The 25770-nt window shown below is 72.0% G+C and carries 22 protein-coding genes; 10 read left to right on the forward strand and 12 right to left on the reverse strand.

Going from position 1 to position 25770, the window contains the following annotated elements; genetic code table 11:
* Nucleotides 1–113: 113 nt before the first annotated feature.
* The 4 genes from NI25_RS35875 (at nt 114) to NI25_RS35890 (ending at nt 5239) form a co-directional block, all read left to right on the forward strand.
* Nucleotides 114–1487 carry an extracellular solute-binding protein gene (locus tag NI25_RS35875; RefSeq protein ID WP_061446469.1) on the forward strand — a complete coding sequence of 458 codons (1374 nt, stop codon included), beginning with the start codon at nt 114–116 and terminating at the stop codon, nt 1485–1487.
* 21 nt (nt 1488–1508) lie between these two features.
* On the forward strand, nt 1509–2450 hold the full coding sequence (locus NI25_RS35880) for a carbohydrate ABC transporter permease (protein ID WP_061446470.1): 942 nt from the start codon (nt 1509–1511) through the stop codon (nt 2448–2450).
* A gap of 2 nt (nt 2451–2452) precedes the next feature.
* Nucleotides 2453–3352, forward strand: a complete 900-nt coding sequence (locus tag NI25_RS35885) for a carbohydrate ABC transporter permease (protein WP_061446471.1) — start codon at nt 2453–2455, stop codon at nt 3350–3352.
* 66 nt (nt 3353–3418) lie between these two features.
* Nucleotides 3419–5239: a glycoside hydrolase family 2 protein gene (locus NI25_RS35890; protein WP_061446472.1), complete on the forward strand. Its 1821-nt coding sequence runs from the start codon at nt 3419–3421 to the stop codon at nt 5237–5239.
* A gap of 55 nt (nt 5240–5294) precedes the next feature.
* On the opposite strand, the gene NI25_RS35895 is transcribed toward NI25_RS35890, so the two are convergent.
* The 7 genes from NI25_RS35895 to NI25_RS35925 form a co-directional block, all read right to left on the reverse strand.
* Nucleotides 5295–6233 (reverse strand): TauD/TfdA dioxygenase family protein, encoded by a 939-nt coding sequence (locus tag NI25_RS35895; protein WP_107071969.1) that lies wholly within the window; start codon nt 6231–6233, stop codon nt 5295–5297.
* Between the two features lie 309 nt (nt 6234–6542).
* Nucleotides 6543–7376 carry a class II glutamine amidotransferase gene (locus NI25_RS35900; RefSeq protein ID WP_061446473.1) on the reverse strand — a complete coding sequence of 278 codons (834 nt, stop codon included), beginning with the start codon at nt 7374–7376 and terminating at the stop codon, nt 6543–6545.
* 40 nt (nt 7377–7416) lie between these two features.
* Nucleotides 7417–8895, reverse strand: a complete 1479-nt coding sequence (locus tag NI25_RS35905; protein ID WP_061446474.1) for a glutamate-cysteine ligase family protein — start codon at nt 8893–8895, stop codon at nt 7417–7419.
* Between the two features lie 148 nt (nt 8896–9043).
* Nucleotides 9044–9541: a peptidylprolyl isomerase gene (locus NI25_RS35910; protein WP_061446475.1), complete on the reverse strand. Its 498-nt coding sequence runs from the start codon at nt 9539–9541 to the stop codon at nt 9044–9046.
* A 49-nt stretch (nt 9542–9590) separates the two neighbouring features.
* Nucleotides 9591–10589: a type I glyceraldehyde-3-phosphate dehydrogenase gene (gene gap, locus NI25_RS35915; RefSeq protein ID WP_061446476.1), complete on the reverse strand. Its 999-nt coding sequence runs from the start codon at nt 10587–10589 to the stop codon at nt 9591–9593.
* A 125-nt stretch (nt 10590–10714) separates the two neighbouring features.
* Nucleotides 10715–11671, reverse strand: a complete 957-nt coding sequence (locus tag NI25_RS35920; RefSeq protein ID WP_061446477.1) for a GlxA family transcriptional regulator — start codon at nt 11669–11671, stop codon at nt 10715–10717.
* 28 nt (nt 11672–11699) lie between these two features.
* Nucleotides 11700–12575 carry an SGNH/GDSL hydrolase family protein gene (locus NI25_RS35925; RefSeq protein WP_061446478.1) on the reverse strand — a complete coding sequence of 292 codons (876 nt, stop codon included), beginning with the start codon at nt 12573–12575 and terminating at the stop codon, nt 11700–11702.
* Nucleotides 12576–12766: 191 nt separating this feature from the next.
* Here NI25_RS35925 and NI25_RS35930 point away from each other — a divergent pair, with 191 nt between their 5' ends.
* The 3 genes from NI25_RS35930 (at nt 12767) to NI25_RS35940 (ending at nt 16916) form a co-directional block, all read left to right on the forward strand.
* Nucleotides 12767–13282: a DUF2975 domain-containing protein gene (locus tag NI25_RS35930; protein ID WP_061446479.1), complete on the forward strand. Its 516-nt coding sequence runs from the start codon at nt 12767–12769 to the stop codon at nt 13280–13282.
* A 120-nt stretch (nt 13283–13402) separates the two neighbouring features.
* On the forward strand, nt 13403–15310 hold the full coding sequence (gene htpG / locus NI25_RS35935) for a molecular chaperone HtpG (protein WP_061446480.1): 1908 nt from the start codon (nt 13403–13405) through the stop codon (nt 15308–15310).
* Nucleotides 15311–15617: 307 nt separating this feature from the next.
* The gene (locus NI25_RS35940; protein WP_061446481.1) at nt 15618–16916 is read left to right on the forward strand and encodes a YeeE/YedE family protein; all 1299 of its coding nucleotides are present in this window, start codon (nt 15618–15620) and stop codon (nt 16914–16916) included.
* A 61-nt stretch (nt 16917–16977) separates the two neighbouring features.
* Here the strand turns inward: NI25_RS35940 and NI25_RS35945 are convergent, their stop codons facing one another.
* The 4 genes from NI25_RS35945 to ligA form a co-directional block, all read right to left on the reverse strand.
* Nucleotides 16978–17553, reverse strand: coding sequence for a TetR/AcrR family transcriptional regulator (locus NI25_RS35945; RefSeq protein WP_061446482.1), 576 nt, complete (start codon nt 17551–17553; stop codon nt 16978–16980).
* Nucleotides 17554–17563: 10 nt separating this feature from the next.
* Nucleotides 17564–18145, reverse strand: coding sequence for a sugar O-acetyltransferase (locus NI25_RS35950; RefSeq protein ID WP_061446483.1), 582 nt, complete (start codon nt 18143–18145; stop codon nt 17564–17566).
* 67 nt (nt 18146–18212) lie between these two features.
* Nucleotides 18213–19427 carry an MFS transporter gene (locus tag NI25_RS35955; protein ID WP_061446484.1) on the reverse strand — a complete coding sequence of 405 codons (1215 nt, stop codon included), beginning with the start codon at nt 19425–19427 and terminating at the stop codon, nt 18213–18215.
* 57 nt (nt 19428–19484) lie between these two features.
* Nucleotides 19485–21572: an NAD-dependent DNA ligase LigA gene (gene ligA / locus NI25_RS35960; RefSeq protein WP_061446485.1), complete on the reverse strand. Its 2088-nt coding sequence runs from the start codon at nt 21570–21572 to the stop codon at nt 19485–19487.
* A 140-nt stretch (nt 21573–21712) separates the two neighbouring features.
* Here ligA and NI25_RS35965 point away from each other — a divergent pair, with 140 nt between their 5' ends.
* Nucleotides 21713–22921: a Cmx/CmrA family chloramphenicol efflux MFS transporter gene (locus NI25_RS35965; protein ID WP_061447247.1), complete on the forward strand. Its 1209-nt coding sequence runs from the start codon at nt 21713–21715 to the stop codon at nt 22919–22921.
* 176 nt (nt 22922–23097) lie between these two features.
* On the opposite strand, the gene NI25_RS35975 is transcribed toward NI25_RS35965, so the two are convergent.
* The gene (locus NI25_RS35975) at nt 23098–24084 is read right to left on the reverse strand and encodes a helix-turn-helix transcriptional regulator (RefSeq protein ID WP_061446486.1); all 987 of its coding nucleotides are present in this window, start codon (nt 24082–24084) and stop codon (nt 23098–23100) included.
* A gap of 146 nt (nt 24085–24230) precedes the next feature.
* On the opposite strand from NI25_RS35975, the gene NI25_RS35980 reads away from it, so the two are divergent.
* On the forward strand, nt 24231–24653 hold the full coding sequence (locus NI25_RS35980) for a VOC family protein (protein WP_061446487.1): 423 nt from the start codon (nt 24231–24233) through the stop codon (nt 24651–24653).
* On the forward strand, nt 24650–25750 hold the full coding sequence (locus NI25_RS35985) for a winged helix DNA-binding domain-containing protein (RefSeq protein WP_061446488.1): 1101 nt from the start codon (nt 24650–24652) through the stop codon (nt 25748–25750). Before NI25_RS35980 ends, NI25_RS35985 begins: the two co-directional genes overlap by 4 nt.
* Nucleotides 25751–25770 lie beyond the last annotated feature (20 nt).

Here is a 25770-nt window from a genome sequence, read left to right on the forward strand (position 1 = left end):
CCGCACCGCACCTCCGTCACCAGCGAGAATCAGCGGCCTCAGCTCTTTACAGCCCATGTACATCGATGTAAAAACTAGCCACCGCATGAGCTCCGGCCGTCGAAAGGTCCGCGATGAGTTCCCGTCTGCCTGTCCAGGGGGTGCCGGCCGTGTCCGATCCGGTCCGGAGCCCCAGCCGCCGCCGGTTCCTGCGCAACGCCCTGGCCGGGACGGGAGCCCTGCTCGCCACCGGCCCCCTGGCGGGCTGCGTCTCGCCGGCCTCGGCCTCCGGGGCCTCGTCGCTGAGCGTGTGGGACCTCTTCCAGGGCGGCGACGGCATGCTGATGGACGACATGATCGAGGCCGTGTCCAAGGGGGCCGGGGGAGCCCAGGGCTTCGACATCGACCGGACGATCCTGGACTGGGGCCCGTCGTACTACACCAAGCTCGCCATGTCCGCGGCCGGCGGCCGGGCCTCCGACGTGGCCGCCATGCACCTGTCCCGACTGGCGGGCTACGCGCCGGGCGGCCTGGTGGACGCCTTCGACCTGGACCTGCTCGCCGAGTACGGCGTGACGGAGAAGGACTTCACCCCGGCCGTGTGGTCGCGCACCCGGCACGAGGGGACCGTCTACGCGATCCCGCTGGACGTCCACCCCTTCATCGTGTTCTACGACAAGAAGGCCGCCGAACGGGCCGGACTCCTCGACACCTCCGGTGAGCTGGCCCCCATGGGCTCGCCCGAGGCACTGCTGGAGGCGGGCAGGGCACTCGCCGAGGCGACCGGTGAGGCGGGCATCCTCTTCGGCCACGTCACCGACACGGCACAGAACTGGCGCCTGTTCGCCGGGCTCTACGCGCAGACCGGCGCCGCGTTCGACCTGCCGGACGGCGGCCCACCCAGGATCGACGAGGACGCCGCCGTACGCGTCGTGACCCTCATGACGCGGCTCTTCGACGGGAGGACCAACCCCAACAACCTGGACTACAACGGCGCACTGGCCGCCTTCACCAGCGGTCGCGGAGGCATGGCGATGCTCGGCGAGTGGGAACTGCCGACGCTGAAGAAGTCCGGCATGGACCTCGGCGCCGCGCCCTTCCCCCAGGTCTTCGACAAGCCGGCCGTCTACACCGACAGCCACAGCTTCGTCCTCCCGCACCAGGACAGCCCCGACCCGGCCCGGCGCCGCGAGGCCCACCGGTACGTCGCGCAGATACTCAAGCAGAGCCTCACCTGGGCGGGCGCCGGACACATCCCCGCCTACCGGCCCGTCCTCGCGGAGCCGGAGTACGCGGCGCTCGACCCCCAGTCCTCCTACGCCGACGCCGCCAAGGTGGCGGTGCTCGACCCGCCCAACTGGTTCGCGGGCGCCGGTTCGAACTTCCAGAACCGGATGTGCCAGCCGCTCCAGTCGGCGCTGCTGGGCAACACCACCCCCGAGAAAGCGGTGCGGCAGATGGTCAGCGAGGCCGACACGCTGCTGCGGCAGCCCAACCCGGTGGCCTGACCGGCGAAAGGAGTGACCGACGTGACCACCACCGCACCCCTCGACGCCCAGGCGCGGACGAGTTCACCCCCTGTTTCCGGGGGCGGCCGCCGCAGCGCCCTCGGCCGCATACGCACCGGCAACGGGCTCGTGTTCGTCCTGCCGTTCCTGCTCGTGTTCGGCCTCTTCATGGTCTGGCCGATCGTGCAGGGGCTCTGGATGAGCCTCACCGACAGATCCCTCGCCCTGCGCGACACGCACTTCGTGGGCTTCGACAACTACACCGAGGCGTTCCGCGACCCGGACGTGTGGAGCAGCCTCGGCAACACCGTCTTCTTCACCGTCATCTCCAGCGTGCCGCTCGTGCTGGTGGCGCTCGCGATGGCCCTTCTGGTGCACAGCGGGCTCGCCGGGCAGTGGGCGTGGCGCCTGTCGTTCTTCGCGCCCTACCTGCTGCCCGTGACCGTCGTGACCATGATCTGGACCTGGCTCTACCAGCCCGAACTGGGCATGGCCAACCAACTCCTCGACACCCTCGGCATGGCACCGGTCGGGTGGCTGTCCGACGAGTCCGTCGCCATGTGGTCCGTCGCCGCCCTCACCGTCTGGTGGACGGTCGGCTTCAACTTCCTGCTCTACCTCGCGGCACTCCAGTCCCTGCCCGCGACCTTCGACGAAGCGGCGGCACTCGACGGGGCGGGCGCCTGGCGCCGCCTGTGGTCCATCACCCTGCCGCAACTTCGCAGGACCACCGGCCTGGTCGCCATGCTCCAGATCCTGGCCTCCCTCAAGGTCTTCGACCAGATCTACATCCTCACCAAGGGCGGCCCCAACGGTTCCACCCGCCCGGTACTCGAGTACGTCTACGACGTGGGCTTCACCGGATACCGCCTCGGCTACGCCTCCGCCGTCTCCTACCTCTTCTTCGCCCTGATCATCCTCGTCCCGCTCGTGCAGCTCCGCCTCTTCCGCCGGGAGGACTGACCGTGTCCGCCACCGCCGCCACCCTCCGTACCCGGCGCCGTCCACCCCGCGAAACGGCCGGCTCACCCCTGCTCCTCGGCCACGGAAGGCTGCCCCGCGCCCTGGCCGGGACCGCGCTCGTCGTCCTCGCCGTCCTGTGGCTGCTCCCCTTCGTGTGGGCGGTCATCACCTCGGTGCAGAGCGAGGAGGACGTCAACACCACCGGGCTGTCGCCGTTCAAGGGCGCCTTCACCCTGGACGCCTACCAGCAGATACTGGAACGCGGGAACGTCACCCTCTGGGCCTTCAACAGCTTCCTGATCTCCGCCCTGGTCACGCTGATCACGGTGGTGGTCTCCACCCTCGCCGCGTACGGCCTCTCGCGCGGCACCTTCCGCGGCCGCAAGGCGCTGCTCGGCGTCACCGTCGCCGCCATCATGGTCCCGCCGCAGCTGCTCGTCGTGCCGCTCTTCGACCAGATGACCCTGTTCAACCTGGTCGACACCTACGCGGCGGTCATCCTTCCCCAGGTCGTCGCACCCATGATGGTCTTCATCCTCAAGCGGTTCTTCGACGGCATCCCCAAGGAACTGGAAGAGGCGGCCCGGATCGACGGCGCCTCCGAGTTGCGGGTCTTCCGGTCGATCGTGCTGCCGCTCTCCCGGCCGATCGTGGCCGCGGTGGCGATCTTCGTCTTCATCGGCGCCTGGAACAACTTCATGTGGCCGTTCGTCGTCACCAACGACCCCGACCTGATGACCCTCCCGGTCGGCCTGGCCACGGTGAAGGACGCCTATGGCATCCAGTACGCGCAGTCCATGGCCTCCGCCCTGCTGGCCGCGCTGCCGCTGATCGTGGTCTTCCTCCTCTTCCAGCGCCGCATCGTCAACTCCGTGGCCACCACCGGCCTCGGCGGCTCCTGAACCCACCCGGCCGTACCCACGGGACCGGCGATCACGCGCCCGGCCCACCGATCGACTGGAGCATGTGTGCCCACTCACTCCGTACCGCGCCCGGAGTACCCGCGACCGCAGTTCGTGCGCCGCGACTGGCTCAACCTGAACGGCGTCTGGCAGTTCGAGACCGACCGGGGGGACAGCGGACTCGAACGCGGGCTGCTCGACCGCGAGCTGCGTGAGGAGATCCTCGTCCCCTTCCCGCCCGAGTCCGAGCTGTCCGGCATCGGCGACACCGACTTCCTCGAGGCCGTCTGGTACCGGCGGGTCGTCACCCTGCCGGCCGCCTGGGCCGGACGCCGCGTCCTGCTGCACTTCGGCGCCGTCGACCACGACACCACCGTGTGGGCGGACGGCAAGGAGGTCGCCCGGCACCGCGGCGGCTTCACGCCCTTCACCGCCGACCTCGGGGACATCGCCGGGGCGGGGGAGGAGGTCGTGATCACCGTGCGGGCCCGCGATCCCAAGTCCGGCCCGCAGGCGCGCGGCAAGCAAGCGGTCAAGTACGCCAACCACGACTGCAACTACACCCGGGTGACCGGCATCTGGCAGACCGTGTGGCTCGAGCCCGTCCCCGTCACGCACCTGCGCCGCCCCCGGATCACTCCCGACCTGGCCGGTTCCGCCTTCCACCTCGAACTGCCCCTGTCCGGCAACCGCCCGGGCCACCGGGTACGGGCCGTCCTCGGCGACGCCGACGGGGAGGTGAGCCGCGCCGAGGCACGCGCCGACGTCGACCTCGCCCCGCGCCTGCACCTGCCGGTGCCGGACGACCGGCGGCGCGAGTGGGGACCCGGGGACCCGCACCTGTACGACCTGCGCCTCGAACTCCTGGACGCCGCAGGACGGGTGGTCGACAGCGTGGAGAGCTACGCCGGACTGCGCGCCGTGGGCCTGCGCGGCAAGGCCGTCCTGCTCAACGGCCGCCCGGTCTTCCAGCGTCTCGTCCTCGACCAGGGCTGGTACCCGGACGGGCTGATGACCGCGCCGACCGACGAGGCCCTGGTGCGGGACATCGAGCTGGCGATGGCGGCCGGTTTCAACGGCGCGCGGCTGCACCAGAAGGTCTTCGAGGAGCGCTTCCTCCACCACGCCGACCGCCTGGGCTACCTGGTCTGGGGCGAGTTCGGCGACTGGGGCTGCGAGACCGGAGGCTCCTCGGGCGACAACCAGAAGCCGGACGCCTCCTACGTCGCCCAGTGGCTGGAAGCACTGGAACGGGACTACTCGCACCCTTCCGTCATCGGCTGGTGCCCGCTCAACGAGACGTACCAGAAGCTGCACGACCGCATCACTCAACTCGACGACGTGACCCGCGCGATGTTCCTCGCCACCAAGGCCATGGACACCACCCGCCCGGTCGTCGACGCGTCCGGCTACGCCCACCGGGTCGCGGAGACCGACGTCTACGACTCCCACAACTACGAGCAGGACCCCGCAGCCTTCCGGCAGCTGATGTCCGGCCTCGCCAAGGACGCGCCCTTCGTCAACGCCCACGAGAGCGGCGCGCCCTACTCCCAGCCCTACCGGGGCCAGCCGTACTTCGTCAGCGAGTTCGGCGGCATCTGGTGGGACCCCGAGGCGGCGGCCGACCGCTCCGGCGAGGACCGCACCGTCTCCTGGGGCTACGGGGAACGCGTCCGGAACGAGGACGAGTTCCACGAACGGTTCGGCGGCCTCACCGAGGTGCTGCTCGGTGACCCCGGCATGTTCGGCTACTGCTACACCCAGCTGACCGACGTCTTCCAGGAGCAGAACGGCATCTACCGCTTCGACCGGAGCGAGAAGCTCGACGTCGCCCGCATCCGCGCCGCCCAGCTGCGCCCGGCGGCCATCGAGGAGCCGGAGGACTGAGGCCGCGCCCGCGGCGGGGCCGGAGGCGGTGCTCCGCCGCCGGCCCCGCTCCGGATCAGAAGGGCCGGTCACCCTCGACGGCGACGCGTTCGGCGACCCGCCGCTCGGACCCGTAGTCACCCACGGCGTAGTGCTGGGTGGCGCGGTTGTCCCAGAAGGCGACGTCGCCCGCCTGCCAGCGCCAGCGGACCTGGTACTCGGGCACGTGCGCCTGCTGGAAGAGGAGGCGCAGCAGCCGGTCGCTCTCGTCGCGGTCCATGCCGGTGATGTGGGTGGTGAAGGACGTGTTGACGAAGAGCATGCGCCGCCCCGTCTCGGGGTGCGTGCGCACGACCGGGTGCTCCACGGGCGGGAAGAGATCCTGGTGCGGCACCAGCCGCTCGGGGCCGTAGAACCGCGCGAAGCCCGGGATGAAGTCGTGCACGGCACGGGCGCCGTCGATGCGGTCCTTCACCTCCTGGGGCAGGTTGTCGTAGGCCGCCGCCATGTCCGCCCACATCGTGTCCCCGCCGAACGGCGGCACCTCGCGCAGCTGGAGCACCGCGCCGAGCGCGGGCCGCTCCCGGAAGGTGACGTCGGTGTGCCACACGTTCTCGTACGTCGGTACGGCGCCGGCGCCCTTGTCGAAGCGGACGACGTCGTCGCTGGAGCCGGCGGCGAGCAGGGGGTTGGTCTCCAGCTCGCCCCAGTTGCGGGCGAAGTCGCGCTGCTGGACGGAGGTGAGGTGCTGAGCCCGGAAGAACAGCACCTTCCACTCCAGCAGGGCGCGGTTCAGCTCCTCGCGCAGCGCGGGGGTGAGCGGGTGCGAGAGATCGACGCCGCGGATCTCCGCGCCGATGGTGCGCGCCTGCGGGACGACCTCGAAGTGGGCGTAGGGCCGGTCCTCCCACCCGTCGGGCAGGCGGCGCAGGATGCGCCGGCCCTCGTACATTCCGTCCGCCGGGATACGTGCTTCGCGCAGGACGGTGTTCGGGCCGGCGGACGTGACGGTCATGGGAGTCCTCCCCTTGGGCAGCGGGTTGCGGGTATGCGTGGAAGTCCGGCCGGGGGCGCGCGAGGCGGCACCGGGTGGCCGGGTACGCGAAGGTGAAGGTGTGTGGAGGGTGCTCCGGGCCGTGGTCCGGAGAGAGTCCGACGGGTTACGACGCGACGTGCGACGAACGGTCGGCGGGGAAAGGGCCGTTAGAGGCCGGAACGCTCACAGCCGGTGCGCTCGGGCACGCGGGGACACTCCGCGGTGGTGCCGAACCGGTATGTGGTCATGCCACCGATTGTGTGATCTTCTTTCGCCCCTGTCAACGGGTCAGGGGTGACGGGGAACGAAGGGGCGCAGGTCGTCGCCCTCCGGCTGGACGACGCCGTAGCTGCTCTCGGGCACCTTGTTCCACACGCCGGGCAGGTCGCCCAGCGGCTCCGAGACGATGAGGCGGCTGTTGTCGGAGGCCTCCTTCAGGAAGGGCAGCCCCGGATGCAGCGCGCGCAGACTCTCCACCCGGCTGCTGTAGTACAGGGACCGCGACTGGCCCTGGCTGGAGTAGCGGAAGCCCCACAGCCGCTGTCCGTCGGTCACGGCGACCGTCATCTGCAGCGGGAACTCCACGCCGTGTTCGTGGCCGATCTCCTCCACCAGTCCCGCCATGTGGGCCACGGCCGTGGGCGGGTCGTTCTCCAGGCCGAGGGTGAGCGCCAGGTAGAACATCATCTCCGAGTCCGTCGATCCCTCGATGTCGAGGAAGAGCCGCGGATCGACGGCCAGGGCGAGGTCCCGGCGCAGCCGGTGGAACTCGGCGATGGCGCCGTTGTGCATCCACATCCAGCGGCCGTGGCGGAAGGGATGGCAATTGGTCTGCTGCACGGGGCTGCCCGTCGAGGCCCGAATGTGCGCGAAGAACAGGGGCGAGCGGACATGGCTCGCGATCTCCCGCAGGTTGCGGTTGCTCCAGGCCGGCCCGATCTCCCGGACGATCGCGGGCGTCGTCATCTCCGGCCCGAACCAGCCGACTCCGAACCCGTCCCCGTTCGTCGTCTCGACGCCCATGCGGGCGTGCAGGCTCTGGTCGATGAGCGAGTGCTCGGGCTGGTACAGCAGGGTCTCCAGGAGCACGGGCGTCCCCGAGTAGGCGAGCCATCGGCACATCGCTGCGTCGCCTCCCTAGTGGCCTCGGGCGCCCCGGACGTCAGTCGACCGGCCAGGTGTGGACCGGGGCGTTGAGGTGCATGTAGTCCATGTACTGCTGGGTCATCCGGCGCAGCGCCTCGTGCCGGCCGGGCCGGGCGCCGGCGTCGATGTGGTGGAACATCTCCTTCTGCCAGACCGCGCCGTTGCGGCCGGTGACGCACCGCTGTTCGATGATGCCGAGCAGCGGCTCCCGCCAGGCGGAGTCCATGCCCGACAGCTCCAGCCCCCGGTGGGCCAGCGGCAGCAGGCGGCGCAGGACCAGTTCCGGCACGGTCACCTCGCCCACGCCGGGCCAGTACAGGTGTGCCTCGATGCCGTGCCGGGCGGCGGTGTGCAGGTTGTCCTCGGCGACCGAGAAGGACATCCGCGACCACACCGGCCGCTCCTCCTCCACCAGGGCGCGGGTGAGCCCGTAGTAGAAGGCGCCGTTGGCGAGGGTGTCGGCGACGGTCGGGCCGGCCGGCAGGACCCGGTTCTCCACACGGACGTGCGGTTTGTCGTGGGCGACCGCGTAGACGGGCCGGTTCCAGCGGTAGATGGTGCCGTTGTGGAGGGTGAGTTCGCCCAGTTCCGGTATGTCGCCCCGGTCGAGGGTCTCGGCGGGGTCCTGCTCGTCGCACAGCGGCAGCAGCGCCGGGAAGTAGCGCAGGTTCTCCTCGAACAGGTCGAAGACGCTGTTGATCCAGCGCTCCCCGAACCACACCCGCGGTCTGACCCCCTGGGCCTTGATCTCCTGCGGCCGGGTGTCGGTGGCCTGTTCGAACAGGGGGATGCGGCTCTCGTGCCACAGCTCCTTGCCGAGCAGAAACGGCGAGTTGGCGGCCAGGGCGACCTGGACGCCGGCGATGGCCTGGGCGGCGTTCCAGTAGTCGGGGAACTCCTCCGGGGCGACCTGGAGGTGGAACTGCGTGCTGGTGCACGCCGCCTCCGGCGTGATGGTGTCCGCGTAGGTCCGCAGACGGTCGACCCCGTCCACCTCGATGTGCAGGTCCTCGCCCCGGGCCGCGAACACCTGGTCGTTGAGCAGCCGGTAGCGCGGGTTCTCCGACAGGGCCGCCTCGCCCACGTCGGACTGACGCAGCGTGGGCAGGGTGCCGACCATGATCAGATGGGCGCCGACCGACGCGGCGCGGTCCTCGGCGTGGTTCAGGGCGGCACGGATCTCGGTCTCCCAGGCGTCGGGACCGCCCGCCGTCAGCTGCCGGGGCGGGATGTTGATCTCCAGGTTGAACCGGCCCAGCTCGGTGGACCAGGCGGGGTCGGCGATCGCTTCGAGGGCGTCACTGTTGCGCATGGCGGGTTCGCCCCGGTCGTCGACCAGGTTCAGCTCGATCTCCAGGCCGACCTGGGGCCGCTCGGTCTCGAACCGGGACTCGCGCAGCATCTGCGCGAAGGCATCCAGGCACTCTTGCATCTTGATCCGGTACCGGCGGCGGTCCTCGCGGGTGAAGACCAGCGCCGGGACGTCCCGTCCCATCGGTCCTCCCGGGGCCTTCCTCGGACGCTCCTCCACCCCAGCGTCGCACCACCCGGCGCACCCCACCAGACGGGACGGGAACGGGGGCCCACCGCACCGTGTGCGGCGGACCCCCGTCGGTTCCGGTCCCGGTGGGGCTGATCAGGCCTTACAGCTTGCCGGAAGCGCGCACCGTGATCTTCGCGGAGGTCTTGCCGGCCGGCGAGGAACCGTAGCCCTCGATCTTGTCGACGACGTCCGTGCCCTCGACGACCTTGCCGAAGACGACGTGCTTGCCGTCCAGCCACGGGGTGGGCACCGTGGTGATGAAGAACTGCGAGCCGTTGGTGTTCGGCCCGGCGTTGGCCATCGACAGCAGGTACGGGCCGGTGTGCTTCAGCTGGAAGTTCTCGTCCGCGAACTTCTCGCCGTAGATGCTCTTGCCGCCGGTGCCGTTGCCGTTGGTGAAGTCACCGCCCTGCAGCATGAACTGCGGGATCACGCGGTGGAAGGGCGAGCCCGCGTAGCCGAAGCCGTGCTCGCCGGTGGCCAGCTCAATGAAGTTCTTGGCGGTCTTGGGGGTGACGTCCTCGAAGAGCTCGAAGACGATGCGGCCCGCGTCCTGATTGTCGATGTCGATGTCGAAGTAAACCTTGGAATTGCTCATCGCACCATTGTTACGTGTGACCCCCGGTGATGCCGAATCGGCTGCCCGTTCAGCGAGTGGCGAGCAGTCCGAGGGTGTCGATCACGCGGTTGGAGAAGCCCCACTCGTTGTCGTACCAGGCGACCACCTTGACGTGCCGGCCGTCCACGCGGGTCAGCGCCGAGTCGAAGATCGACGAGGCCGGGTTGCCGGTGATGTCCGAGGAGACCAGCGGGTCCTCCGAGTACTCCAGCACACCGGCGAGCGGTCCGTCGGCGGCGGCGCGGTAGGCGGCCAGGACGTCCTCGCGCGTCACGTCGCGGGCGACGGTCGTGTTCAGCTCGACGATCGAGCCCACCGGGACCGGCACGCGGATCGAGTCGCCCGAGAGCTTGCCGTCCAGTCCCGGCAGCACGAGGCCGATGGCCTTGGCGGCACCCGTCGTGGTCGGCACGATGTTCACCCCGGCGGCGCGGGCGCGGCGCGCGTCGCGGTGCGGGCCGTCCTGGAGGTTCTGCTCCTGCGTGTAGGCGTGCACCGTCGTCATGAAGCCGTGCTCGATGCCGGCCAGCTCGTCCAGGACGGCGGCCAGCGGTGCGAGGGCGTTGGTGGTGCAGGACGCGTTGGAGACGATCGTGTGCGCGGCCGGGTCGTAGGCGTCCGTGTTCACGCCGTAGGCGAGCGTCACGTCCGCACCGCTCGACGGGGCGCTGACCAGGACCTTGCGCGCGCCCGCGGTGAGGTGGGCGCGGGCCGCTTCGGCCGAGGTGAAACGACCGGTCGACTCCAGCACGATGTCGACGCCCAGCTCGGCCCAGGGCAGCCGGGCAGGCTCGCGCTCGGCGAGCACCTTGATGCGGTGCCCGTCCACGACCAGGGTGTCCCCGTCGACGGCCACCGGGCGGCCGAGCCGGCCCGCGGTCGAGTCGAAGGCGAGCAGGCGGGCGAGGGTGGCGGGCTCCGTGAGGTCGTTGACGGCGACGACCTCCAGCTTCGTGTCGCGCTCCAGCAGCGCCCGCAGCACGTTGCGCCCGATGCGGCCGAAGCCGTTGATGCCGATGCGAGTCATGAGTGGTGTGTCCCTTCGTTCGCCACCAGGTCCTTCCCCCTCAGGCTCGCCTACGCCGTCCGGGTGCGGCAGCGGCGCGAGAGCCACGGTTCGCAAGGATCCCGCCAGCCTCGCGGGGCGCGCGGCTACTCGCCCCGGGCGAAGGTGCGGCGGTACTCGCTGGGAGTGGTGCCGAGGATGCGCTGGAAGTGCAGCCGCAGGTTGGCGCCGGTGCCGAGACCGACGTCGGCGGCGATCTGCTCGACGCCGCGCTCCGAGCGTTCGAGCAGCTCGCGGGCCATGTCGATACGGGCACGCATGATCCACTGCATCGGTGTGTACCCGGTGTCCTCGACGAAGCGCCGGGAGAGGGTGCGCGCCGACACGGCCGCGTGCCTGGCCAGTGTCTCCAGGGTGAGCGGCTCGTCCAGCCGGCGCAGTGCCCACTCGCGGGTGGCGGCGAACCGCTCGCCCAGAGGCTCGGGCACGCTGCGCGGCACGTACTGGGCCTGACCGCCGCTGCGGTAGGGGGCCGCCACCAGGCGCCGGGCCGCGTGGTTGGACGCGGCCACCCCGAGGTCGCCGCGCAGGATGTGCAGGCACAGGTCGATGCCGGAGGCGGCGCCCGCCGAGGTCAGGACGCTGCCCTCGTCCACGAACAGCACGTTCTCGTCGACCCGTACGCGAGGATGCTTCGCCGCGAGGGCACGCGTGTAGTGCCAGTGCGTGGTGGCACGTCTGCCGTCGAGCAGGCCGGTGGCGGCCAGCGCGAAGGCGCCGGTGGAGATGGCGGCGAGCCGGGCGCCCCGGCCGTGGGCCGCCGTCAGCGCCCCGACGACGGCCGGCGGCGGGTCGTCGACGTCGGGCGACCGGTAACCGGGCAGGAAGACCACGTCGGCCCAGTCCAGGGCCTCCAGACCGTGGGCGACGTGGTACGACAGGCCGTCGCCGCCGGTCACCAGGCCCGGAGCCGCGCCGCACACCCGTACCTCGTACGGCATGCTCGCGCGCGTCGTGAAGACCTGCGCCGGGATGCCGACGTCGAGCGGTTTCGCCCCTTCGAGCACGAGGACGGCGACGCGGCGCAGGCGGGAGGACGACACGGCAGAAGCGTACGGGGAAGTACGGCGGTCAGCTCAGCCCGAGGACGTTCATCGTGTGCTCGGCCATGCGCCGCTCGCCGAGGGCGTTGGGGTGGACGGGCACGAGGCTGCCGCCGAAGAGCAGCGGTTCGATCCAGCGCGTACCGGGGGCCTCGCAGGCGTCGTGGCCGTCGGACACCTGGGAGAAGTCGACGTACGTGGCGCCGGTCTCCTCGGCGGCACGCCGGACCGCGTCGTTGAGGTGTGCCTGGATGTCCCGCAGGTAGGGCACGTCACCGGCGGCGACGGGCAGCTTCAGGAAGCAGGACGGGTCGGCGGTGGCCGGTGTGATCCACGGGTAGCCGAGGGCCGCCACCCGGGCGTGGGGCGCCCTGGCGCGGACATCACGCAGCGCGGTCCTGAGCGCGGGGTACGTGTTGGCCTCGATCTCGTCCTCGAAGGACGTGCCGTGCTTGTCCTTGCAGGGGCTGCCCTTTCCGCCGCTGAGGACGCCCGCCGTGCCGCAGGCCGTGATGGCGTTGATGAACGTGTTGTTGTCGTTGCCGCCGATGGTGAGCGTGACCAGGTCCGTGCCGGCGCTGAGCGCGTCCAGTTGGGGGGCTACGCCCGGGTACTGGGCCTGCGCGAAGTCGGCGGTCTGGGCGGCGCCGCAGGTGACGTCCTTGAGCCGGGCGCCCGTCGCATCCGCGATGACGTGGGGGTAGTTGGCCGTCGAGCGCAGACAGAGCAGGTTGGTGAGGTCGACGGGCAGGACGCCCGATCCGGCGCTGTAGCTGTCGCCGAGGGCCACGTAGTCGAGGGTGGCGGGCGCGGCGTGCGCGGTGGCGTCCGTGAGGCCGAGGGTGAGCGCGCCGACGGCGGCTGTTGTCGCGGCCATGACACGGCGGAGGACTTGCTTCGGCATGTGCTCTCTCTTCTTCGGGAGGGCGGAAGCGGGGTTACCGAGCGGTTCTACTTTGAAGTAATGTGCAGGGCTGTTGACTCGAAGTCAACGTTGTTGACCGAAGTTCTCCCAGATGTCGTGGCGTCTTCCGGGCGTCCTCGGGTACGGCCGATCGGGTTGATCCCGGGCCGGTCTCCCCCGAGGATCAGTGCATGCATCGTCTGATCATCACCGCGCTCCGGCTCGGGATCGCCGTCGCGATCCTGCTCGGTCTCTTCGGCCAGGTCGTCGTCATCCCCACGACAGCGGCCGACGAGGTCGACCGCTTCCCGCCCTACGAACCCTTCGCCGTGCCCTACGCGGCGGTGGCGATCGCCGGGGTCGCGTGCGTCCAGGTCGTGCTCGGCGCGGTGTGGATGCTGCTCGACCTGGTCGAACGCGACGCCGTCTTCACCCGCCGGGCGTTCCGGTGGGTCGACACCGTCATCTGGGCCGCGGTCGTGGCCACACTGCTGGCGTCGGGCACCGCCGTGCACCTGGCCGTGGCGGAGATCCCCTCCGACGACGACGGCATGCAGGTGCTGGGCGCGCTCGGCGCCGCCGTCGTTTGTGTCGGGGCCGGCGCGGCGTTCGCCATGCTCACCTTCGTCATGCGCGGCCTGCTGCACAAGGCGACCGCGCTGCGCGAGGCGATCGCGCTGCGCGGTGAGATCGCCGGGGCGGGCTGACGGCCCCTGCGCCGCGATGTCGCAGGACGGGTGACCGGACGGCGCTCCAGCGTGCGCCGGGGCTGTTTTAGAGTGACTTCCGCCAGTTCGCACGACGGACCTGTGAGGTACTCACCAGCCATGACGACCGAAACGTTTGAGTTCCAGGTAGAGGCGCGTCAGCTCCTGCAGCTGATGATTCACTCGGTCTACTCGAACAAGGATGTCTTCCTGCGCGAGCTCGTCTCCAACGCCTCCGACGCGCTGGACAAGCTGCGCCTCGCCGCCCTCCGGGACGACGTCCCCGGCGCCGATGTGAGCGACCTGCACATCGAGTTGGAGGTCGACAAGGACGCCCGCACGCTGACCGTGCGGGACAACGGCATCGGAATGTCGTACGACGAGGTCACCCGGCTGATCGGCACCATCGCCAACTCCGGTACCGCCAAGTTCCTCCAGGAACTGCGCGAGGCCCAGGACGGGGCCGGGGCCGACGGGCTCATCGGCCAGTTCGGCGTCGGCTTCTACTCGGCGTTCATGGTCGCGGACGAGGTCACCCTGGTCACCCGGCACGCCGGTGAGAGCGAGGGCACCCGCTGGACCTCCAAGGGCGAGGGAACCTACACCCTCGAACGGCTCGACGACGTCCCGCAGGGCACCACCGTCACCCTGCACCTCAAGCCGGCCGACGCCGAGAACCAGCTGCACGACTACACCTCCACCTGGAAGATCAAGGAGATCGTCAAGCGGTACTCGGACTTCATCACCTGGCCGGTCCGCCTGCTGCCGGAACCGGGTCAGGACGGCGACGGCGCCGAGGCCCGCGAGGCCGAGACGCTCAACTCGATGAAGGCCCTGTGGGCGCGCCCGCGCGACGAGGTGTCCGACGACGAGTACCACGAGCTGTACAAGCACATCGGCCACGACTGGCGCGACCCGCTGGAGACGATCCGGCTCCAGGCGGAGGGCACCTTCGAGTACCAGGCTCTGCTCTTCGTGCCCTCGCACGCCCCGCACGACCTGTTCACCCAGGGTTACCAGCGCGGCGTCCAGCTCTACGTGAAGCGCGTCTTCATCATGGACGACTGCGAGGAACTGCTGCCTCCCTACCTCCGTTTCGTCAAGGGCGTGGTCGACGCGCAGGACCTCTCGCTCAACGTCTCCCGCGAGATCCTCCAGCAGGACCGCCACATCCGCATGATCCAGCGCCGTCTGACGAAGAAGGTCCTCTCGACGGTCAAGGATCTCAGGACGTCGGCGCCGGACCGCTACGCCACGTTCTGGCGCGAGTTCGGCGCGGTGCTGAAGGAAGGCCTGGTCACCGACTCCGACAACCGGGACGCGATCCTCGCCGCCTGCTCGTTCGCCTCCACCCACGACGCCGCCGAGCCCACCTCGCTCAAGGACTACGTGGAGCGGATGAAGGACGGGCAGGACGACATCTACTACATGACGGGCGAGTCCCGTGCGGCCCTCGAGAACTCCCCGCACATGGAGGCGTTCCGGGCCAAGGGCGTCGAGGTCCTGCTGCTCACCGACGCCGTCGACGAGGTCTGGGTCGACGCGGTGGGGGAGTACGAGGGCAAGACGCTGCGCTCGGTGGCCAAGGGCGAGATCGACCTCTCCGGCACCGAGGACGACAAGAGCGACGCGGAGAAGGAGAAGCAGGGCGAGGAGTACGCCGGGCTGCTCGGCTGGATGACCGAGCACCTGGGCGAGGACGTCAAGGAGGTCCGCCTCTCCTCCCGCCTCACCGTCTCGCCCGCCTGCGTCGTCTCCGACGCGGGTGAGCTGACGCCGGCCCTGGAGAACATGTACCGGGCCATGGGGCAGGAGGTGCCCAGCGCCAAGCGCATCCTCGAACTCAACCCGGAGCACCAGCTGGTGAAGAGCCTGAACCGGGCCTGGACCGACCGGCGGGACCGCACGGAGCTCACGGAGACCGCCGAACTGCTGCACGCCCTCGCGGTGCTCGCCGAGGGCGGCCGGCCCAAGGAGCCCGCCCGGTTCGTGCAGCTGATGGCCGACCGCCTGGAGCGCACCCTGTAACCGTCCGGAAGGGCACGACTTCGGAAGGGGCACCACTCCGGAAGGGCACGACTCCGGAACGGCCCCGATGCCGCGCCGTCCGTCATCCGCATGGCGAGACGGCGTGGCATCCGGACCAGCACCTTCCGTATATTCGTACGCATGTATGCATCGGCTCCGCTGCTGTGCCTCGCGCTCTTCGCGTGCTCGGCGTGGTGCGTCGACGACGGCCTCTGTCGCCGCTGACCCTCCGGACCGGCCGCGCTCCCCGCGCCGCCGGTCCGTCCGCGTCCGCCGTCCCCGTGCACACCACCCCGGAGATTCTTCCGTGACCACCGCACCCCCGGCCGGGTCCGCCCCGGCCGCGCCGCCGCGCGCGTCCACCCCGCTGTTCGCTCCCTCGCCCACCTCCTCGCGACGTCCCGAGGCGCCGCCCCTGCCCCCGGTGCGGCGCACGCCGCTCGCGGTCTCCGGGCTGCTCGCCGCCGTCCTCACCGCGTACGTCTGGTCCGCGCACGGCGCCAAGCCCGGCGTGCTGCTCCTGCTGGGCCTCGGCCTGGGCGTCGCGCTGTTCCACTCCCGGTTCGGCTTCACCTCCGCCTGGCGGCAGCTGGTCGCCGTCGGCAACGGGGCCGGACTGCGGGCGCACGCCCTGCTCCTCGGCACCACGGCCACGCTGTTCGCGCTCGTCATCGGTACGGAGACCGGGCTGTTCGGCTCCCAGCCGGCGCCGTCCGCCGGGCCGATCGGCGTCGGCCTGTTCGCCGGTTCCGCCCTCTTCGCCATCGGCATGCAGCTCGGCGGGGCCTGCGCCTCGGGCACCCTCTTCGCGGTCGGCTCGGGGCAGACCTCGATCGTGCTGACACTCGGCGGCTTCGTCGCCGGCGCCACGCTGGCCGCCTGGCAGTTCGACCTGTGGAAGGACCTCCCCGCCTGGGAGCCCGTCGTGCTGTCCGAGCACATCGGCTGGTTCGGCTCCTGGGGCGTGACCATCGCCGCGCTGCTCGCCGTGGTGCTGGTCAGCCGGCGTGTCCAGGCCCGCCGCAACCCGCCGCCGCTGGGCGCCGTGCCCTCGGCGCGCAGGGCCGCCGTCCGCGCCGTCCGCGGGTCCTGGCCGCTCGCCGTCGGCGCCCTGGCGCTGGCCGTGCTCGGCGCGGGCGTCCTGCTGGTCTCCGGCGGCGCCTGGGGAGTCACCAGCGCCTTCAGCCTGTGGGGCTCGGAGCTGGTGGGCGCGCTCGGCGGCCACCCGGAGCACTGGACCTGGTGGCAGCGGCCCGGCAACGCCGAGATGCTGGCCGGCCCGGTGCTCGCCGACAAGACCAGCCTCACCGACATCGGCATCATGATCGGCGCGGCCGTCGCCGCCTCGCTCGGCGGCACCTGGGCGCTGCACCGGGGCATCCCCTGGCGCACCGCGGTCGCGGCCGTGCTCGGCGGCGTGCTGATGGGCGTCGGCGCCCGACTGGCGGGCGGCTGCAACATCGGCGCCTATCTGGCGGGCATCGCCTCGGGCAGCCTCAGCGGCTGGCTGTGGGGCGCCTTCGCGCTGGCCGGCACCTGGGTGGGCCTCAAGCTGCGTCCCCTGTTCGGCCTGGGCAACCCCAAGCCGGGCGACGGCGTCTGCTGACGGGGGATGCCCGTGCGGCGCAGGGGTCAGGCCTGTGCCGCACGGGCCGCTGAGGGTGCCGCTAGGGAGTGCCGCTTCCCTGCGGTGCGCGCCGCTCCGTCGCGGTGACCCGGGCGATGGCCTCCAGGGTCAGGGCCCGGCCGTGGGGCTCACGGGCCAGGGCGCGGTGCAGCGTCAGGCCCTCGATGAGGGCGTCGAGCTGGCGGGCCGTGTCCGGGTCGAAGTGCTTCTCCAGGTGGACGCGGCTGCGGCGCATCCATTCGTGGGTCAGCTCCCGGTAGGCGGGCCGGCGCGCGGCGAGCGTGTACAGCTCCTGGGTGAGCACCAGGTCGCGCTGGCTGTCCTCGGACAGCTCGTGCACGAGGTCGGCCACCGCCTCCCGGGCCTGGTCGCGGTCGGCGGCGGCGCCGAGGTGCTCGTCGAAGACCGCGACGATGTGGTCGGTGAAGCGGCCGAACGCCTCGCGCAGCAGCTGCTCGATGCCGCTGAAGTGGTACGTCATCGAGCCGAGCGGCACCCCCGCGCGCTGTGCGATCCTCCGGTGGGAGACGCGCGCGATGCCCTCCTCGGCGATCAGGTCGAGGGTGGCCGCGAGGATGCGTTCGCGCCGCTGCGGATCCGTGTGTCCGGTTGCCATGGGAGCAGACTTACACGTTCCGCACCGGCCGGGCAGGGTTGCCGACGGCCACGACGTTCGCCGGCACGTCCTTCGTGACCACCGCGCCCGCGCCGATCACGGCATTGTCCCCGATGGTCACGCCCGGCAGGACGATCGCGCCCCCGCCGAGCCAGACGTTGTCGCCGATGACGATGGGCCGGGCGGCCTCCAGCTTGTCCCGCCGCGGCCCGGGCTCCAGGGGGTGCGTCGGGGTCAGCAACTGGACGTTCGGGCCGATCTGGCAGTCCTCGCCGATGGTGATCGCCGCGACGTCCAGTGCCGTCAGGTTGTAGTTGACGAAGGTGCGCGCCCCGATGCTGATGTTGCTGCCGTAGTCGACGTACAACGGAGGCCGCACCTCTGCCCCGGCGCCCAGCGAGCCGAGCAGCTCGGCGAGGAGCGGCCGCGCGGCCCGCGCGTCCTCCGCATACGCCGCCTGGTAGCGGGCGGCCAGCCGCACGGCCTGCTGCTGCCGGCGGGCGATTTCGGGATCGTCGGCGATGTAGAGGTCGCCCGCCAGCATGCGTTCGAGGTTGGTGCGGGAGTCGCCCGCGAAGTGGTCCGTCGGCATGCGTCCGATCCTACCCGGAGAGCGTACGAACGTACACTCCGGCGCCCGTGTCGGCGGGTGGTCCGGCTCAGCCCCGCCGGGGCCGGAGCACTCCGCCGCACACGAGGACGAGCACCCCCGCGAGCGGCACCACCAGCAGGCCCACCCGCAGACTCGTCGCGTCGGCGACCAGACCCACGACCGGCGGCGAGAGCAGGAAGCCGAGCCGCATCAGCCAGGAGACGAGAGTCAGCCCCGACCCGGGCTTGAGTCCCGGCAACTCGTCGGCCTCGTGCATCGCCGCCGGTACCAGCGTCGCCACCCCGAACCCGGCCGCGGCGAACCCGAGGACCGTGCCGGGCACCGTCGGCACGGCCAGTGCCAGTCCCATGCCGACCGCGGCGACCAGGGCGCCGGAGCGGGCCACCGCGCGCTGGCCGAAGCGGTCGACGAGTCGGTCGCCGACGATCCGGCCGATGAACTGCGCGCCGACCAGGGCGACATACCCGGAGGCGGCCAGTGCGGCCGTCGCGTGGAGCGATTCGGAGAGGTAGAGGGTGGCCCAGGACATGCCCGCGTCCTCGACCAGGGTCCCGGCCGTGGCGATGAGGACGAGCGCGGCCAGCACCCAGCCGGTCCGCAGGCCCGTCGCCGAGGCCCGGGCCGGCGCAGGCCCCCGGTCCTCCGCGTCGGTCTCCCCGGCCGGTTCGGCATCGGTCTCGGGGCCCGGCAGGCAGTACCGCAGGGCGACGCAGGCCGCGACCGCGAACACCACGGCGGAGAACAGCAGGTGCGGGCCCCGCGCCACGCCGAGCGCGATCGCGGCGGCGGCCATGGAACCGCCGGTGACGGCGCCGATGGACCAGATGGCGTGGAAGGAGTTGATGATGGACCGCCCGTAACGGCGCTGCACCCGCAGCCCGTGGGCGTTCTGCGCGACGTCGGTGAACGCGTCCATCGCCCCCGCCAGGAACAGCGCCCCCGCGAACACCGCCACCGAGTCGGCGAGTCCGGCGGCGAGGATGCCCACCCCGGTCAGCAGCGTGCCGCCGACCGCCACCCGTGCCGAGCCGAACCGGCGCACCAGGATCCCGGCCGCGAGTCCGGCCGCGATGGCACCCGCCGGGAACGCCGCCACGGCCAGTCCGTAGGCGGCGTTCCCGACCCCGAGGTCCGCCTTGATCTGCGGATACCTCGGCAACAGGTTGGCGAACAGGGCCCCGTTGGTGAAGAACAGCACGGCGACGGCCAGGCGAGCTCGCCGATCGGCCGGGGCGGGCCGGCGCAGTACGGCAACAGTCATGCGCGGGAGCCTACCGCCGGGGCGTACGAACGTACACTCCTGCTCGTGCGCGGTGCCTCAGCCGAGCAGGTCGGCGACGAGCGCGGCGAACTCCTCGGGAGTGGCGAGCCGGATCCCGAGCTGCTCCGCCTTGGCCCGCTTCGAGCCCGCTCCCTCGCCCGCGACGACGAGCGTCGTGTTCTTGGAGACGCTGGAGGAGGAGCGCCCCCCGGCCCGCTCGACGAGTTCGTTCATCTCGTTGCGGCTGAGCCGCGCCAGGCTTCCGGTCATCGCGCCGGTGACCACCACCTTCATGCCCGCCAGCGGGCCGGTCCCGGCCGCGGCGGGCGTGGCCGCGTCCGCGCCGCCCGCGTCGGCGGCGGGGGGTGGGGTGGCGCCGGGCTCGGTCATGTTGACGCCGGCGGCGGCGAGCTTGTCGATGAGCGGGGCGAGTTCGGCGATCTCGGCGACGATGGACGGTGCCTTCTCCACCCCGATCCCGTCGACCCGCTGCATGGCCTCGGCGTCGGCGGCCCGGATGTGGTCCATGGTGGTGAAGTACCGGGCGATGCGCCGGGACATGGACCGGCCGGTGCCCCGGACACCCAGCGCGCACAGCACCCGGGACAGCGGCTGCTCCCTGGCCGTCGCGAGCGCGGCCAGCAGGTTGTCCGTACTGGTCTCGCCCATCCGCTCCAGGGCGAGCAACTGCTCCCGCCGGAGCGTGAACAGGTCGGCCAGGTCGGCGACCAGACCCGCCTCGACGAGCTGGACGACGCGGGTGGTGCCCAGGCCCTCGATGTCGAGCTGGTCGCGGCCGGCCGCGTAGGCGAGCGAGGCGACCAGGTGGCAGTTGCGGCCCTGCGCGCACCGCCACCGCTCCTCGCTCGTGTCGATGTCCGACCCGCAGCGCGGACACGCCTCGGGGAACACGATCGGCCGCTCCTCGCCCGTGCGCAGATGCGCCACCGGGGCCTCGATGCGCGGGATGACGTCACCGGCGCGGTGCACCATGACGTGGTCGCCCAGGCGCAGTCCGCGCCGGGTGATGTCGGCCGGGTTGTGCAGCGTGGCGTAGGTGATCGTGGAGCCCTCGATGACCACCGGTTCCAGGACGCCGCGCGGGGCGACGATGCCGGTACGTCCGACGTTCCACTCCACCTCCAGCAGCCGGGTGATCTTCTCGACGGCCGGGAGCTTGTACGCGATCGCCCACCGGGGCGCCCGTGAGCCGGACCCGGCGGCCCGCCGGTCGGCGGCGAGGTCGGCCTTGACGACGATTCCGTCGATGCCGAACGGCAGTTCCGCGCGGAGTGCGGCGATCTCCTGGACCCGGACGACGACCTGCTCGGGCGTCTCGACGACCACGTCCGGGACGGCGGTGCCGGCGCTGGTGTGCACGCCGAGTCCGGCCGCCGTCGACATCAGCTCGCTGTACGGCAGCTCCCCGAGCCGCTCGGCGAGCGCGGCGTCGGTGCCGGGCAGCGCCAGCAGGCCGTAGCCGAAGAACGTCATCGGCACCGTGTAGGCGCGCTCCTTCGCACGCAGGGTGCCCGCGGCGGCGTTGCGCGGGTTGGCGAAGGGCTGCCCGCCGTGCCGTATGCGCACCTCGTTGGCGTGCTCGAACTGGGCCGTCGTCATGAGGATCTCGCCGCGCACCTCGACGGTCACCGGCTCGGCCAGCGTCTCGGGAAGCCCTTCCACGGTGCCCATGGCGTGCGAGACGTCCTCGCCGGCCGTGCCGTCGCCCCGGGTGATCAGCCGGGTCAGGCGGCCCTCGTGGTAGCGGGCGGCCACCGCGAGGCCGTCCAGCTTGGGACCCACGCTGAACCGGGTGACCTCGCGGTCGATGCGCCGGGCCAGGGACGCCGTCCAGGCGGTGAACTCCTCCGGCGAGAACACGTTGTCCAGGCTGAGCATGGGCATCGTGTGCGGAACGTCGCCCTCGGCCGCACCACCGGCGACCTTCCCGGTGGGCGAGTCGGGCAGCACCTCGTCCGGGTGCTCGGCCTCCCACGCGGCGATCCCTCGCGCCAGCCGGTCGTACGCGTCGTCGTCCAGAGGCGAGGAGCCGCCCGCGTAATAGGCGGCGGCCGCGCGCGCGGCGTCCTCGACCGCCTGGGCGTAGGCGGTGGCGTCGACGATCACTGCTGCAGGAGTAGTCATGGACGGAATCATGCCGCCCACCACTGACAACGGGCCCCGCCCGCATGCCGGGACGGACCCCGCCGCGGGAATGGCGGGAAGTACGGCCGGCGTTGACACCTGTCATGCCCGACTCTTCCTCACGGTCCGCGGCCGGCCGCATGCCGCTCGCCGTCTACATCCTCGGCCTGTCCGTCTTCGCGCTCGGCACCAGCGAGTTCATGCTCTCCGGGCTGTTGCCGCCCATCGCCGACGACATGGACGTGTCCATCCCGCAAGCCGGGCTGCTGATATCGGCGTTCGCGATCGGCATGGTGGTCGGCGCGCCGCTGCTCGCCGTCGCCACCCTGCGGCTGCCGCGCAAGACCACACTCGTCGCCCTCATCTCGGTGTTCGGTCTGGGACAGGTCGCGGGGGCGCTCGCCACGAGCTACGAGGTCCTGTTCGTCTCTCGCGTGGTGAGCGCGCTCGCCTGTGCCGGCTTCTGGGCCGTGGGCGCGGCCGTGGCCATCGCCATGGTGCCGGTGACCGCGCGGGCCCGCGCGATGGCCGTGATGATCGGCGGACTGTCCATCGCCAACGTCCTCGGGGTGCCGGCCGGCGCCTTCCTCGGCGAGCACCTGGGCTGGCGGTCCGCGTTCTGGGCCGTGGGCGGCGCGTCCGCCGTCGCGCTCGTCGGCGTCGTGACCCTGATCCCCCGCATCCCGCTGCCCGAGCGGCGGCCCCGGCTGCGCGGCGAGCTGGCCATCTACCGGGACCGCCAGGTCTGGCTGTCCATCGTCGTGACCGCGCTCGCCGCCGGCGGCGTGTTCTGCGCCTTCTCCTACCTCGCGCCGCTGCTCACCGACGTGGCCGGACTGGCGGACGGGTGGGTCCCGACCGTGCTGGCGCTGTTCGGCGTGGGTGCGCTGATCGGCACGACGATCGGCGGCCGGGTCGCCGACGCGCACCTGTTCGGCGTGCTGCTCTCCGGCATCACCGCCTCGACGGTCCTGCTGGCCGCACTCGCGCTCTTCGCCTCCAGCCCCGCCGCCGTGATCGTCCTCTCGCTGCTGCTGGGCGTCTCCGCGTTCTACACGGCGCCCGCGCTCAACGCGCGCATGTTCAACGTCGCCGGAGCCGCGCCCACCCTCGCCGGCGCGACCACGACCGCCGCGTTCAACCTGGGCAACACCGGCGGCCCCTGGCTCGGCGGCACGGTGATCGACGCGGACTTCGGCTACGCCGCGACGGCCTGGGCCGGCGGGGCGATGACGCTGGTCGCGATCGCCTTCGTCGCCGTCTCCCTGCGGCTGCACGGCCGGTCGCGCATCGTGACGGGCGGCCTGGCCGCCGAGCCCGCGGCCTCGGACCGAACCCAGCGGGTGTGACGCCGGCCGGAACCCGGACGCTCACCGGGCGTTCGAACAGGACTGGCATGGGATCACGGGCCGGGGCGGGGTCGTAGCACGGAGGCAGTGCGCCGCGACATCATCTCGGAGGACGCCGGTTCGAATCCGGTCGCCCCGCCCCTCCGCCCGACGCACGTCCGGGTCCGGGCGCCTCCTCAAAGGGCCGCGGGCCCGGCGGCGGCCCTGGCACAGCGGTCGGCCAGCGCGGCGAACGCCTCCCTGAGCGCGGGCGGGCCGACTACCTCGACGTCCGAGTCGAAGAGGCAGAACGCGGCCGCGAGCGAGGGCCACGACCAGGAGCCCAGCGTGAGCCGGCAGCGGTCCGGGCCGAGTTCCTCGACGGTTCCGTCATCGGCGTGCGGGAAGACCGCGGAGGCGGGCAGGTGGAGCACGGCCTCGCCCCGGCAGGGCCAGTCCGGGGAGCCGTCGGAGCCGCGGAACCTGGCGGTCAGAAAGGCGGCCACGTCCTTGCCGGGCAGTTCACGGGGGACGAACCGGGGACCGGTGGGGGCGCGCGGAGTGATCCGGTCGGCGCGGAAGATCCGCCAGTCGTCGCGGTCCAGGTCCCAGGCCACCAGGTACCAGCGCCCGCCCCGGGCGACGAGATGGTGCGGCTCCACCCGGCGCCGGGGTGGCACGGCCTTGGGCCCGCCGTCCCCCGGGCGGGCCGGGGCGTGGTCGAAACGCACCACCTCGCGGGCGTGGACGGCGGCACTGAGCGCCATGAGGACACCGGTGTCCGCCTGGGGCGCGGACCGGGCGACGGAGGTGACGGGGAGGGCGTCGATCCGGTGCCTCAGCCGGGCGGGCATCACCTGACGCAGCGTGGCCAGGGCCCGTGCCGCACCGTCCTCGATGCCGGCGCCGGTGACTGCCGCCGTGCGCAGCGCGACGGCGAGCGCGACCGCCTGCTCGTCGTCGAAGAGCAGCGGGGGCAGCCGCGTTCCGGCGTCGAGCCGGTAGCCCCCGTCGGGTCCCTTCACCGCCAGGACGGGATACCCCAGCTCCCGGAGCCGGTCGACGTCGCGGCGCAGCGTGCGCGGGCTGACCTCCAGCCGCTCGGCCAGCACCGCGCCCGGCCAGTCCCGGCGGGCCTGGAGCAGCGAGAGCAGGGACAGCAGCCGGGCCGAGGTTTTTCGCATGCCCCCATGCTCCCGCGCATAGCGGCCACAACCTGACCGCTACCTCGAGCAGAGTGGGCGCAGCGGGGCCGAACCGGCCCCGCTGCCGGCCCGCTCCCGCGGGCCGTCGCGCAGTTCCGCACGTTCCGCGAGGCAAGGAGCCCGTCATGACCGCCAAAGCCGTGACCCACCTGAACTTCCGTGGTGACGCCCGCGAGGCACTCACCTTCTACCAGTCCGCGTTCGGCGGGGACGTGACGCTGGTGACCTACAAGGACGCAGGGAACGTCCAGGAGCCGGCCGAGGCCGACCAGGTGATGTTCGGCCAGGTCTCCACCGCCGACGGCCTGTGCGTGATGGCCTACGACGTGCCGTCCGCCTTGCCCTGGAACCAGGGGGAGAACGCCTTCTTCGTCTCCGTCCGGGGCGAGACGACGGAGGAGATCACCGCGTACTGGGGGAAGTTGTCCGACGGCGCGACCGTACTGCGGCCGCTGGGCGCCGCGCAGTGGGCACCGCTGTACGGCATGCTGCGGGACCGGTTCGGCGTCACCTGGGTCCTCGACGTGGTGAGCGAGTACACCGCGTGAGCGTGCTCGACGCCCGGTCGCTGAACCGCGCGGCGCTCGCCCGGCAGTTGCTGCTCGACCGTTCGGACCTCCCGGTCCCGGACGCCGTCGCGCACCTCGGCGGCCTGCAGGCACAGGAACCGCAGGAACCGTTCGTGGGACTGTGGTCGCGGCTGCGCGACTTCGCCCCGCAGGCGCTCGACGACGCGCTGACCGGGCGCCGGGTGGTGCGCACCCACCTGATGCGCCGCACCGTCCACCTCGTCACCGCCGAGGACGTCCTGGCCTGGCGTTCCCGCCACGACGCCATGCTGCGCGGACGCGTCCTCGGCACCTACCGCCGCGAGCTCGAAGGAGTCGACCTCGACGAACTCGCGGCGGCGGGCCGAGCGGTCCTGGCCGACGGCGAACCCCGTTCCATGGGCGCGCTCGCCCGGGCCGTGGCGGAGCGGTGGCCCGCGGTGGGGTCGCGGCCGCTGGGGGAGATGCTGGTCGCCGCGCTGATCCCGACGGTGCAACTGCCGCCGCGCGGGCTCTGGCGGGCCAAGGCCCCCGTCCGCAACGCCCCGGTCGCGGCCTGGCTGGGCCGCGAGGTCGACCCGCCGGCCCCGCCGGGCACCGATCCGGTCGGGGAGGCACTGGTACGGCGCTACCTCGCCGCCTTCGGACCGGCCGCCTCGGCGGACCTGCGCGCCTGGTGCGGGCTCGCGGGGCTGCCCGCCGCCGTCGCCGCCGTACGCGGGGAGCTGGTCACCTTCCGCGACGAGCGCGGCAGGGAGCTCCTCGACCTCCCCGACGCACCGCGACCCGATCCCGGCACCCCCGCTCCGGCGCGGTTCCTGCCGGCGTTCGACAACGCGGTCCTCGGCTATCAGGACCGCGGCCGCGTCATCGACGACGCGCACCGCGGTCTGTCGGTCACCGGCGCCCGTTTCGTCCTCGTCGACGGCCGGGTCGGCGCGACCTGGACCGTGGAGGACGGCACGGTGGCCGTCACCCCGTTGCGCCGGCTCACCCGGCCGGAGCGCACCGAGGTCGCCGAGGAGGGGCGAGCCCTGGCGTCGTTCCTCACCGAAGGGGAGAGCGACCGGGTCCGGGTCGGGACGGCACCGCCCTGATCCGGGGGCGGCTCGAGACG

Origin of the sequence: Streptomyces sp. CCM_MD2014 (assembly GCF_000772045.1) — a bacterium.
In the GTDB taxonomy this organism is placed as follows: domain Bacteria; phylum Actinomycetota; class Actinomycetes; order Streptomycetales; family Streptomycetaceae; genus Streptomyces; species Streptomyces salinarius.